A 12,227-nucleotide genomic window follows, 5' to 3' on the forward strand; every position below is an offset into this window, starting at 1 on the left:
GCCAGAGATGACGGGCATATAGACGAACTCCAGGCCATGCAGGGCGCAGGCCGCCCTGATCCGGTCGGACGGGGGCTGGTTCCCGTCCTCTCCGTCGGGCCGGTTACAGATGATCGCGCGGTAACCCTGCGCGGCCAAAACCCCTATATCGCCGGCCTCGATCTGTGGTGAAACGGACAGGAATGGCGTCAGACGCTCCAAGCCTGGCATGGAATTCTCCCTTTTTAAATTCTGGTGGGGCAGACCTTGGGCGCGATCACGGCATGAGACCGGTCACGCCGGCCGCAACCGCCGGCGCGACTGGGCTAATTTTGCTGACGGCAACGGTCAGAGCGCATCCAGCGGGATTTTCAGGTAGCGCATCCCGTTCGTGTCCGGCGGCGGCGGGTGGCCTGCCCGCATGTTCACCTGAACGGCGGGCAGGATCAGGCGGGGCATGGACAAGGTGGCATCGCGGGCCGTGCGCATGGCCACGAATTCATCCTCCATGATCCCGTCGCGGACATGCAGATTGCCGGCCCTTTCCGCCGCGACCGTCGTTTCCCACCGGTAATCGTCGCGGCCCGGCGCCTTGTAATCGTGGCACATGAACAGGCGGGTCTGCGGCGGCAGGGCAAATATCTTCTGGATCGACCGGTACAAGGTCCGGGCATCACCACCGGGGAAATCACAGCGCGCGGTGCCGTAATCGGGCATGAACAGGGTATCGCCGACAAAGGCCGCATCCCCGATCAGATAGGTCATGCAGGCCGGCGTGTGGCCCGGCGTATGGATGGCCCGCGCCTGGATCGTGCCGATGGAAAAGCCGTCCCCATCCTTGAACAATCTCTGGAACTGGCTGCCGTCGCGGCTGAAATCCGGGCCGGCATTGAACAGCTTCCCGAAAACGGCCTGGACCTGTGTGATCTGTTCACCGATGGCCATCTCTCCCCCCACCTGCTGGCGCAGATAGGGGGCGGCCGACAGATGGTCGGCATGGACATGGGTTTCCAGAATCCAGGCGACCTGCAATCCCCTTTCCCGGACATGGGCGATGATCCGGTCGGCACTTTCCCTGGATGTCCGGCCCGACGCGGGATCAAAATCCAGAAGGCTGTCAATGATGGCGCAGCCCTTGCTGACCGGATCAGCCACGACATAGCTGACCGTGTTGGTCGGCTCGTCGAAAAAGGCCGAGACGTCCGGGCGTCCGGGGATGGAATTGGCATTCATGACGTTGAATTCCTGCTGAAACATGGTTGAGGCGTCAGTTGCCGGCCATCGGCCCCGGTTCGTTCGCAACGATCCCCACGACCGCCGTCCAGGCCGCGACATTCTGGTCAAGATGGGCAGGGTCGACCTTGTCCAGCGTGTCGTCCGGGGTGTGGTGCAGATCGAAATAGCGGGTCCCGTCCTGTTTCAGGTCGATGACCGCCGGTTTCTGCCGGTCGATGATGGCCCGCACATCCGGCCCGCCCGTGGCGCGGTCATTGCCGCGATGGATGCCCATCCGGGCCAGGGCGGCCGCGATCCTGTCGGCCAGGGCGACATTGTCCGGCCCGACATTGAAATGCACCCGCCAGACCTTGTCGGCGCCGAAATCGCTTTCCATGGCCACGGCATGCGGTTCGCCGCCATGGGCCGCCGCATAGGCCTTGCCCCCCAACAGCCCCACCTCCTCGCTTCCCGCCCAAAGCAGACGGATGGTGCGCAGCGGCGCCCCGGCGGCCTGCACCTGCTTGGCCGCCGCCGTGATGATGCCGCACCCGGCGGCATTGTCGATGGCGCCGGTGCCCAGATCCCAGCTATCCAGGTGGCAGGCCAGCAGAACCGGCGGCAGGGAGCGGTCGCGCCCGGGAATTTCCGCGATGACGTTGCCGGACGGCAGCGGCCCGACGGCCTTGCTCTCCAGAACCAGATTGAGCCGCATCGGCTTTCCCGTGCGGGCGATCCGCGCGATCAGGTCCGCGTCCGGATTGGCCACGGCCCCGGCGGGGATCGGCGCGGTGCCTTCGTCAAAGCTTGTACCGCCCGCATGCGGATTGCGGTGGTTATCCGTGCCGATCGACCGGATGATGGCGGCCGCAGCACCCTTGCCGGCTGCGATGGCGGGCCCCAGGCGACGGACAACCCCCATCGGGCCATAGGACGATCCGTCCTGCGTGGGCTTCATCGCATGATCGATGAAGGCGATCTTCCCTGCCAGAGCACCGGCCGGTGCCGCCTTCAGATCATCCAGCGTCGCGAAATAGACAAGGTCGCCGTCAAGCCCGCCCGCCGGCGTCGGGGCCGAGTTGCCCAGGGCCGTGATCGCCAGACGATGCGGATAGGGATGGATAAGATGTGCATCCTCCGCCCCCCGGACCCAGCCGGGGATGGTGAACGGCTCGACCCGCACATTGGCGAAGCCCAGCTTCTTGAGGCGCGCCACGGCCCAGTCGCGCGCCGCCGCCTCCCGATCCGTGCCGGCCAGCCGCGCCCCGATCTCGGTCGTGAGATCCGCCGTGATGTCCCAGGCGATACCGGTGCCTTCCTTCGCCACAACCGGATCGGCGGCCGCCGTCGCCGACAGGAGAAGGGCAAGCGTCACGGCTTTCCACACAGGGCCAAGGCCCGCGCCCTGCCGGTTGATGGCCGGTGGGGGGGAAAGGCGGCGGATGCCGAACGGACCCATTTCGGTCGTGTCGAACATTGATGTCTCCAAACATGCGCCCGGGACATTCCCGGGCATTCTGGTCATGGCTCCGCCCTGCCGGCGCGATCGGCCGGTACGGGCACACAATGCGGAAAGCGTCGCTTTTACCGGTCCACGACCACGCCGTTGCGGCGCGGATCGACACCGCCGTCGAAGCTGCCATCGGCCTCGCGCAGCAGGCCGTTCAGACCGGACTCCTCGCCCTGAACCTCCGTCAGCGCATAGCCCATCGCGGTCAGGGATGAGCGGATGGCGGCATCCATGCGGCGGGCCTCCACCCGGATACTGTCACCGCGCGCCACGACATTGGGCAGGTCGATGGCGTCCTGCATGGACAGGTGCCAATCCAGGACACCGACCAGTGCCTTCAGATTGTAGGAGATGATGGCCGGGCCACCAGGTGAACCGACCAGTGCCCGCAGGCCACCCGTCTGGTCGAACACCATGATGGGGCTCATGGCGGAGCGGGGCCGTTTGCCCGGCTCCACCGCATTGGCCGCTTTCAGGCCATCGGCAGTAACGGGGGAGAAGGAAAAGTCCGTGAGCTGGTTGTTCAGGAAGAAGCCGCCGACCATGCGCCCCGTTCCGAACAGGCTTTCCACCGTCGTGGTCATGGACACGGCATCGCCACTTGCGTCGATCACGACAAAATGGGTGGTGCCACCGGGTTCATGGGACTTGTCCTGCAACCGGTCTGGCGCGCCCGGCGGCTTGCCGGGCTTGGGCGGCGCGGAGGCCGTGCCCGGTGTGACGGTCGCGGCACGGCTGGCGATATAATCGGCATCCAGCATGCCCGCAACGGGCACGTCCACAAAGGCCGGATCACCGACATACTGGTCACGATCCGCATAGACCAGGCGCAATGCCTCGATCAGCACGGCCCAGGACCGGGCATCGTCCCTGCCCCACTCATCGATGGGAAAATGCTCCAGAATGCGCAGGCCCTGCAGAACCGATGGACCGCCGGACGGCAGCGGCGGCACGCAGACGATATGGACCCGGTAGGGACCACAGACCGCATCGCCGACCATGGGCTGATAGGATTGCAGGTCGGACAGGGTCATGCCACTGGGCAGCGGCCCCTCCCCGACCTTGTCGACGATCGCTTGGGCCAGGGGGCCTTCACGGAACACAACCATGCCCTTGGCCGCAATGTCGCGCAGGGTCCGGGCATAGGTGGGATTCTTCAGGATATCGCCCGTCCGGACAAAGCCACCCTTGCCATTGCCGAAATAGGACCGGAGGTCGGGCGTGTTCTTCTGCGGGAACGGCCCCGCATGCAGCGCCCGGCCCAGGCGCGGGGGCACATGGAACCCTTTTTCCGCCATCTCGATACTGTCGGAAAACAGGGTTTTCCAGGGCAGACGCCCATGATCCCGGTGCGCCTTTTCCAGCATGAACATGGCGCCGGGAATACCCGTCGCGCGGCCGGAAGCCACGGCCGTGGCAAAGCTCAGGGGCTTTCCGTCATCGCCGGTCAGCAACCGGCCATCGGCCGATGCGGGGGCCTTCTCCCGCCCGTTATAGGCGGTCACCTTTCCCGATCCCGCATCATAATGAAGCAGGAACGCCCCCCCGCCGATGCCCGAACTCTGCGGTTCCAGCAGGCTGAGGGCTGCCTGCACGGCGACCGCTGCATCGACGGCGCTGCCGCCCCGCTTCAGGACATTCATGCCCGCGCGGGCCGCTTCCGGTTCGGCCGCGACAACCACGGGGCCGGCGGGCCGGGTCGCACCATCCTTCGCGGCCACCGCAAAGGGAATGGACACCAAACCGATCACGGCCACCGTCGCCAGGATCAGGCGGGGGCGCTTCACCGGCTGGCGGCGGCTGGCGGATTTTTGCGAAAACATGGGTGGCAACCCCCGAATTGTTGGATCGCATCGACGGCGAACCGTGACGGATCGCCGGTCAGAGCGTCGGCATGCTCCGGCCGTCACCATGAGCGGGTGACAGCCGGGCCGCGTTATGGATCATCACCTTCCCGCACGCGCAGCAATCCACCCGGAAGCCGGGCCGGATCGATCCGCCGATACCGCTGGGTGACGCGGCGTCCGTCGGTCAGATAGGTCACCTCAACCGTCACCGGTCCCTTGGATGCCAGACCGAAATGGACAGGCAGAACGCTTTGCGAATTGTATCCGCCGCCCGTCGATACCTGACGGGTCGCCAGTATCCGGCCATCCCGGCTGAACAGCCGGACCTCCGCCCCCATGCGGGTGGCGTGGCCGTTCCGGTCAAGGACAAGCACCGACAGATGACGCCGCCGGGCCTGCCTGCCCAGATCGTTGTGGAAGATGAAATGGCCACCTTCCTCCAGATGCGCCCGCGTCACCGACAGGTCGAGAGCCCCATCCCCATCGACATCCACCCATTGCACGCCATGGTCCGCAACATTCATCGCCGATCCCGGCGGCAGAACATTCCTGAACCCCCGGCCGCCCAGATTGCGATACAGCCGGTCATCGGGCCGAAGATTGCCCGTGACGCCTGTATAGGCCGCGACGAACAGGTCGATATAGCCGTCATTGTCGTAATCGCCCCATGCAGCACCCACCGCATGCAGGGTCTCGTTCAAGCCCAGTGCGGCGGCGACATCGACAAAGCCGCCGCGTCCATCGTTCCGGTAAAGGACGGCCGTGCCATAGCTGGCCACATAAAGGTCCAGGTCGCCGTCATTGTCATAGTCGGCCAGCGCACATCCCACGCTGCCCTCCTCCTTGCGCCGGCCCGGCCGATCCATGCCCAGTTCCGGTGCCACATCGACGAACACCATGCCGTCATTGCGCCAAAGCGCGTCGGTGGCCCCGGCCTGGTTGGCCAGGAACAGATCCAGATCGCCATCCTGGTCATAGTCGAACCAGCAGGCCCCGACGGTCGGGCGCGGATCGGAAACCGGCTGATCCGCCGCGATACGCCGGAACCCGTCCACATCCTGGCGGATCAGGTGGTTCGGCCCGTTCCGGTTGGCCGCAAAGAAATCCAGGTCGCCATCCTGGTCGATATCGACCCAGGTTGATTGCCGGGATGACCGGCCGGCCTCCGTCACCGGGGACGGCGTCTCCACCTCGACAAAGCCCTTGCCGCCCTGGTTGTGGAACAGCCGGCTTCGCGCCGCGACGCTGGTCGGTCCGCCAAACAGATCGACCCAGCCATCGGCATCATAATCGCCCCAGGACAGCCCCCGCAGTTCCGGACCCGACAGGGGCAGCCCCATGGCCTCGCCGACACTGACCAGCTTGCCGCCATCATTGCGGTAAAGACGGACCTCGCCGGTTCGGATCGAAACGGCAAGGTCCGGGTCACCGTCATTGTCGACATCGGCCCAGGCATTCGACAGGGACCCCGGCACCGCCAGGTCTTGCACCTGGATGGCGGTGAAGGGCGGTGCCAGGTCGCTGTCAGGATCGCTTGCCGAAGCAAGCGATCCGAACCCGAAAACCGAGATCGCGCAGACGATGCGCAGTGTCTGCGAAGCCCCCATGATCAGAAGCTCATGGACAGGCGGCTGTAATAATAACCACCGTAATGGCCGAACGGTCCCGCGCCATAGGGGGCCAGCCCGATGGTATTGGCAATCGTCGTGCGGTCGGGATAGACGTCGAACAGATTGTAGGCGCCGACCGCCAGCTTCAACGCATCGGTCAGTTCATAGGAAACCTCAAGGTCGGTCACCCATTTCGCACCGAAGCTCTGGTCATTGGCAGCACTATTGTCCAGAAGCTTGAAGCTGTCATACCGGGTCGTCTTCAGATTGACGCCAATCGCGTCATAGTCCCAGTTCAGACCAGCGATCAGCTTCGTCTTCGGGCCTTCGGTGAACCAGCCCTGCGTCCGGCGGTCGAACAGGGTCAGGCCCAGACCGCTCAATTCGGGCGGATTGGCCGCGATGTTGCGGATCTTGGTCGTGTTGTAATTGAACCCGAGCGAGGTCCGGAAACGGCCCAGATCATCGGTGCTGAACGCGTAGGTGCCGACAACATCCACACCCCGGGTGCGGGTATCCACGGCGTTGGTGAAGAAACGCAGCGACTGGTCACCGGAGAAACCGTTGCGGATCAGGATATTGCGAACACCGTTGCCGGACAGCAGTCCCGTCAGCGTGATCCGGTCGTCCAGATCGATCTGATAGGTATCCACGGACAAGGTCAGGCCCGAACCGGGCGTGATCGTGGTGCCGAAGCTGTAATTCATCGACTTCTCGGGCTTCAGCGGCTGTGCCCCCAGGGCCCGCGCGGTCGGCGACCCTGTCTTGACCACCTTGGTCAGAACCGGGACATAGACGCCGCCCACCAGATTGACCGAGGTGGAGGTCTGGGCAAAGGATTGCTGTGCCAGGGACGGGGCACGGAAACCATTGCTCAGGGCCCCACGCAGGGCGAACCAGTCCGTCACCTCATAACGGCCACTCAGCTTGCCGCTCCACACGCTGCCGGAACTGTCGTCATAGCGCTCGAACCGGCCGGCGGCCGTCAGCAGAAGCTTGGGCGAGACGTCCAGGGCGAGGTCGAGATAGGTTGCCCAGATGTTGCGGCTTTCATCCGCTGCATCTTCCGGCGTCACGACGATGGCGCCCTGCGCGCCAACCTGCGCCGGACGGCCGGCAAGCGGCCCGCTGGGATAGAAATAGCCCCCGCTCTTATAAGCCGCCTCATCCAGCGGCTTGGTCTCGTAGGATTCATAGCGATATTCACCGCCGAACGAGACATGAAGCGGGGTGGAGTTGCCCAGTTCGAAATCCCGGGTCAGGTCGAGATTGTTGGTCCACTGACCGAAGGTCGAGCTGAACGTATCAAACTCGGTCGGGCTTGACGGGCCGAGTGAGGCGTTCAGCGTGTTGAAGGCACCGTTCTTGGCATGATTGCGGCCATAGGTGCTGCTCAGATCGGCATTCCACTGCGAAACCTCACCCTTCACGCCGCCGGTGAACTGGGTGTCCGTTTCCTTCAGCGAATAGAAGGGCGTGAACCCGTCGGGGTAGATCTGCAGAACGTTCTGATTGCTGTTGGGCCGGCGGCCGGACTGACCAACCTCGGCTTCGCGATAGCCGAACGTGCCGTCGGAATAGAATTCCGCCTCGCCCAGCGGCAAGGACAGGGTCTGGGCAAGCTTGACGTCCTTAACCTTGGGCAGGCCGCCCTGATAGGTCCGGCGGTCCGCCGTCTGCTCGCGGGGGTCGGGCGACCCGTTCGCCAGCGGGAAATACAGCGCACCCGTGACGTCGCTGTTGCGCACGGTGGGCTGGCCGCTCTTGCCTTCCGCCGCCAGGGTCAGCGAACCGCCATCCCCCAGGAGAAAGCCCTTGGAGACGCTGGCCTGCACCGTTTCGCCATCGCTGCCGCTGCCGTCGCGGCCGTAACGCTGACCCGCCTCGATCGTGGCCCGGCCATCGGTGGTGTTCTTTTTTAAGATGACATTGATCACGCCCGCGATGGCATCCGACCCGTACTGGGCCGAGGCACCGTCACGCAGGACCTCGATCCGCTCAATCGCGCTCGACGGGATCAGGTCCAGATCGACGGGATTGCCGCCCTGCGAGGTGGCACCGGAATTGAAATCGATGATAGAGCTGTTGTGCCGGCGCTTGCCGTTGACCAGCACCAGCACATGCACGCCCGACAGACCGCGCAGGCCCGCCGGTCGCGTCAGGCTGTTGAAGGACGAGCTTCCCACCGTCGTCGACTGGAACGATGGCACAAGCTGAGTCAGCGCATCACGCAACTGCATGCCGCCGCCAAGCCGTTCGACATCCTCCCCGCCGATGACATCGATGGGTGTCGGACTGGTCGTGACGGTCCGGGCTTGTCCCCTCGAACCGGTCACAATGATTTCTGAGAGAAGAGTTTCATTCCCCTCTTGTCCGGCAGCCGGCATGCCAACCGCCAGGGCGGCCAGCATGCATGTACCTGACATCAAAGCAAAATTTCTCGTCATTGAAGACCCCCTGAATACATTTGTCATTTTTGATACGTGACGCCGGCCCTGACAGTCTAGGCGACTGCTTCCATTTGACCATTTTCGACACTTGCACCCGTCAGCCGGTCCAGACCGTGGCGAAGGTCACCGATCAGATCATCCACGGCTTCCAGCCCGACATGGATGCGCAGCAGCGGGCCGGCATTACGGACGCCATGGGTTCGTGCGGCCAGTTGGGGATCGCAGGGCAGGATCAGGCTTTCGAAGCCGCCCCAGGAATAGCCCAGACCGAACAGCGACAGAGCTTCCACCATGCGCTTCACAGCATCGTTGCCGACAGGCTTCAACACGATGCCGAACAGGCCGCACACACCGCTGAAATCGCGTTTCCAGATGGCATGGCCGGGGTCCTGTTCCAGGCCGGGGCACAGAACGGCATGCACCTCCGGCTGCGTGGACAGCCAGCGCGCCACCTTCAGCGCCGCCTTGCCATGCTGCGACAGGCGCGGAAGCAGGGTGCGCAACCCACGCAAGGCCAGATAGGCGTCATCGGGCGAAACGGCCCAGCCGGTTTCATAGCTGGATGCCGCCAGCAGCTTCACCGCCTTGCCCTTGGCCGCCGCCAGGCCCATGAAGACATCGGAATGCCCGCAGACATATTTCGTCAGCGACTGGATGCTGACATCGACGCCATGGTCCAGGGGCTTGAACAGCACGCCGGCCGACCATGTATTGTCGATGACGGTCATTACGCCCATTTCGCGGGCCATCCTGGCAATGGCCGGCACATCCTGCATCTCGAAGGTCAGCGACCCCGGCGATTCCAGGAAGATGACGCGGGTCGCCGGCGTGATCATCGCCCTGATGGCGGCCGCATCCGCCGACGGTTCGAAATATCGGGCGGTCACGCCGAAACGGGCCAATGTGCCCTGCAGGAAACGGCGCGTCGGATTATAGACCGAGTCACAGGCCAGCACCTCGTCGCCCGACGACAGCAGCGCCGACAGCGTGCCGGTGATCGCCGCCAGTCCGGACGGATAGAGGAACGCCTCATCCGCATGTTCAAGGTCACGGAGCGCGTCGCGCAAGGTGCGCTGGGTGGTCAGGCCGACACGGCCATATGTCACCATGGAGGTGTCATACACATCGTCGTACCTGTCCAGCAGAACGGTCGATCCGCGCTGTACCGGCGGGCCTGGTGTCCTTTGCAGCCTTTCGCACCCGGCGTCGCCGTGGATCAGACGCGTCGACTCATGGGTGTTCACGCACTCTTTCATCTTATTGTTCCATTCTTGAAGGGTACTATCGTCAATTGGCGAAACCCAGGCCGAGGCCCGTCGCCATGCGGTCGCGTGCCGGACGGTTCCGCGTTTTCTCCAGAACTCTCAGCGCCTTGGTCACATGCTTCTCAATGGCGCTTGTCGAAACCTCGTATTTGCTGGCCAGTGCCTTCAGGCTCTCGCCCCCGATCCGGACGGCGATGATGATCTCTCGGGTCCGCTCCGGCAGGCCGCTCAGCGCCCCCGCCAGCGTCCGGAACTCGTCACGCGCGATCAGGATGTGCAGGGGGTGAAGCTCATCGACCGGATGCATCTCCTCCATCAACTCGCAATGGAGAAAGGCCTTGCGGGCGCTCTGCCGCCGGTGGCGGTCGATCAGCGTGGCCTGCGCCACCTGGAACAGATAACATTTGGGACGCTCGATCTCCGTTCGATCATCCCGGCGGATCACCCGCAGCATCACATCCTGCAAAACATCATCGACATCATCTTCCGGAACCCGGACCTGCAGATATCGTCGCAACAAAGGGATGTAGGGAACAATCAAATCCACCAATTCCCTTCTATCCATCCCACCACATTCAATTGAATTCTTACTTTCACCAATAAGACCGGATGAATTATTTCCCCAGAATCCAGTCGTCATCTTTTGTCGTTCGACAGAAGAACTGTCGAATTGAGAGCCCGTTGATGTCATTATCATTCTCCCCGCTTCATTTTTTTATAACATGGACCTATGGCAGGTTCATTGCCGTATTTTGGGAAGATTCAGCCGATTTTGTGATACGTATTTCCAAAATCCCGTTTCAACGGGATAAATTTCCACATCAGGATCGTTTGACCAAAAAATAGGCGCATCAGATGAAAAGACAGAAAGGAGCCTCACCCCTGCTGATCTGCCGGTGGGGAAGATCGTTCGGGCAGCGTCATCAGCATCGAGAGCTTTGCTGGCTCATTCCGTATTTGACGAGGCGATAAATGAAACGCACATGGCTCATTCTTTCAGCCCTGATCATCGGCCTGACGCTCGGCATCCTGTCGGTGCGTTTCAGCGATGACAGTGTCGGCTCCGCGCTGGATCTGGCCGACACGGTTGGCGGGCTCTGGCTTGATGCGCTGCGGATGACGATCATCCCGCTGGTGGTGTCGCTGCTGGTCACAGGCATCGCAAAAACCTTCGACTGCGCGCGGGGCGACAAGGTGGCGCTGCGGTCGGTGGTGCTGTTCATCGCGCTGCTGTGGTTGTCCACCGCGATGGCCGCCCTGCTGATCCCGTCGCTGCTGGCCGCCTGGCCCGTGCCGGAGGCGGCGGCAAAGGCGCTGGCCGCCAGTCTGGGGCATGATCAGACCGCACCGGCCGCCTCGCCGGGCATCGCCGACTTTTTCCGGTCCATCGTGCCGACCAATCCCGTTGCGGCGGCGGCGAACAATGCCCTTCTGCCGCTGATCCTGTTCACGGCCATCTTCGCGATGGCACTGGCCCGGTTGCCGGCCGGTCAGCGCGAACCGGTGGTGGGCTTTTTCGAAGCCATCGGCAATGCGATGCTGATCGTTGTCGACTGGGTGCTGAAAGCGGCACCGGTCGGTGTGCTGGCGCTGGCCTTCGCCGTGGGCGCCCGCGCAGGCGCGTCGGCCATCGGCGCCCTGGTGCATTATGTACTGATCGTGTCCAGCGCGGGGCTGGCCGCATGGCTTCTGGCCTATCCGCTGGCCGGGATCTTTGGAAAGGTCGGGCTGGTCCGTTTCGCCCGCGCCCTGTTGCCGGCGCAGGCCGTGGCCTTGAGCACGCAATCATCCCTGGCTTCGCTGCCCACCATGCTGTCGGCGACCGCCGAACTGGGAATCCGGGATTCCGTCGCGCGGGTTTCCCTGCCCATCGCCGTCGCCATCTTCCGCGTCACCAGTCCGGCGATGAATCTCGGGGTCGCGATCTATGTGGCGCATTGGATGGGCATCGACCTGTCGGCCTCCGCCCTGTTCGCCGGCGCCGCCGTTGCGGCGGTCACCACGGTCGGGTCCGTCAGCCTGCCCGGTCAGGTCAGTTTCCTGACCTCCATCACGCCGATCTGCGTCGCCATGGGTGTTCCCATTGAACCCCTCGCCCTGCTGGTCGCCGTGGAGATGATACCCGACCTTGTCCGCACCGTCGGCAATGTGACCATGGATGTCGCGGCCACCAGCGTGGTGGACAGGCTTGAGAACACCAATAATGCCATCGGCCAAAATTCTTGACCGATGGTACGGCGGCGACTGCCGCCGCGCGGCCCATGCCGCGTAGCCAAGGGCGCGGATGCGCCCGCCGGCGATTGAGGCGCACGAAATCTTGAGCATCGGTCATGATTTCGTGCCGCAGGTAT

Annotated in this window: 9 protein-coding genes; 1 reads left to right on the forward strand and 8 read right to left on the reverse strand. The window is 63.7% G+C overall.

Going from position 1 to position 12,227, the window contains the following annotated elements; genetic code table 11:
* From KBA48_RS22070 to KBA48_RS22105, 8 genes are all read right to left on the reverse strand, one after another.
* Positions 1 to 210: sulfur transferase domain-containing protein (locus KBA48_RS22070; RefSeq protein ID WP_292910432.1), on the reverse strand; the 210-nt coding region annotated here is incomplete at its 3' end.
* A gap of 117 nt (positions 211 to 327) precedes the next feature.
* Positions 328 to 1,212 (reverse strand): MBL fold metallo-hydrolase, encoded by an 885-nt coding sequence (locus tag KBA48_RS22075; protein ID WP_292910434.1) that lies wholly within the window; start codon positions 1,210 to 1,212, stop codon positions 328 to 330.
* Between the two features lie 34 nt (positions 1,213 to 1,246).
* Positions 1,247 to 2,671: a M28 family peptidase gene (locus tag KBA48_RS22080; RefSeq protein ID WP_292910436.1), complete on the reverse strand. Its 1,425-nt coding sequence runs from the start codon at positions 2,669 to 2,671 to the stop codon at positions 1,247 to 1,249.
* Positions 2,672 to 2,778: 107 nt separating this feature from the next.
* Positions 2,779 to 4,527 carry a gamma-glutamyltransferase gene (ggt, locus tag KBA48_RS22085; protein ID WP_292910438.1) on the reverse strand — a complete coding sequence of 583 codons (1,749 nt, stop codon included), beginning with the start codon at positions 4,525 to 4,527 and terminating at the stop codon, positions 2,779 to 2,781.
* A gap of 113 nt (positions 4,528 to 4,640) precedes the next feature.
* On the reverse strand, positions 4,641 to 6,158 hold the full coding sequence (locus tag KBA48_RS22090) for a CRTAC1 family protein (protein ID WP_292910440.1): 1,518 nt from the start codon (positions 6,156 to 6,158) through the stop codon (positions 4,641 to 4,643).
* Between the two features lie 2 nt (positions 6,159 to 6,160).
* Entirely contained in the window at positions 6,161 to 8,497 is a 2,337-nt protein-coding gene (locus KBA48_RS22095; protein ID WP_292910442.1) for a TonB-dependent receptor, read from the reverse strand.
* Between the two features lie 167 nt (positions 8,498 to 8,664).
* Positions 8,665 to 9,855, reverse strand: a complete 1,191-nt coding sequence (metC, locus tag KBA48_RS22100; protein WP_292910444.1) for a cystathionine beta-lyase — start codon at positions 9,853 to 9,855, stop codon at positions 8,665 to 8,667.
* Between the two features lie 43 nt (positions 9,856 to 9,898).
* The gene (locus KBA48_RS22105; protein ID WP_292910446.1) at positions 9,899 to 10,567 is read right to left on the reverse strand and encodes an RNA polymerase sigma factor; all 669 of its coding nucleotides are present in this window, start codon (positions 10,565 to 10,567) and stop codon (positions 9,899 to 9,901) included.
* Between the two features lie 281 nt (positions 10,568 to 10,848).
* On the opposite strand from KBA48_RS22105, the gene KBA48_RS22110 reads away from it, so the two are divergent.
* On the forward strand, positions 10,849 to 12,102 hold the full coding sequence (locus KBA48_RS22110; protein ID WP_292910448.1) for a cation:dicarboxylase symporter family transporter: 1,254 nt from the start codon (positions 10,849 to 10,851) through the stop codon (positions 12,100 to 12,102).
* The last annotated feature ends 125 nt before the right edge of the window (positions 12,103 to 12,227 follow it).

Source organism: Niveispirillum sp. (genome assembly GCF_017996735.1).
Taxonomy (GTDB): domain Bacteria; phylum Pseudomonadota; class Alphaproteobacteria; order Azospirillales; family Azospirillaceae; genus Niveispirillum.

Bases quoted from the DNA above. Each gene is read 5' to 3' on its own strand.
- KBA48_RS22105 (WP_292910446.1), bottom strand. From the start codon at position 10,567: ATGACATCAACGGGCTCTCAATTCGACAGTTCTTCTGTCGAACGACAA.
- ggt (WP_292910438.1), bottom strand. From the start codon at position 4,527: ATGTTTTCGCAAAAATCCGCCAGCCGCCGCCAGCCGGTGAAGCGCCCC.
- KBA48_RS22080 (WP_292910436.1), bottom strand. From the start codon at position 2,671: ATGTTCGACACGACCGAAATGGGTCCGTTCGGCATCCGCCGCCTTTCC.
- KBA48_RS22110 (WP_292910448.1), top strand. From the start codon at position 10,849: ATGAAACGCACATGGCTCATTCTTTCAGCCCTGATCATCGGCCTGACG.
- KBA48_RS22075 (WP_292910434.1), bottom strand. From the start codon at position 1,212: ATGAATGCCAATTCCATCCCCGGACGCCCGGACGTCTCGGCCTTTTTC.
- KBA48_RS22090 (WP_292910440.1), bottom strand. From the start codon at position 6,158: ATGGGGGCTTCGCAGACACTGCGCATCGTCTGCGCGATCTCGGTTTTC.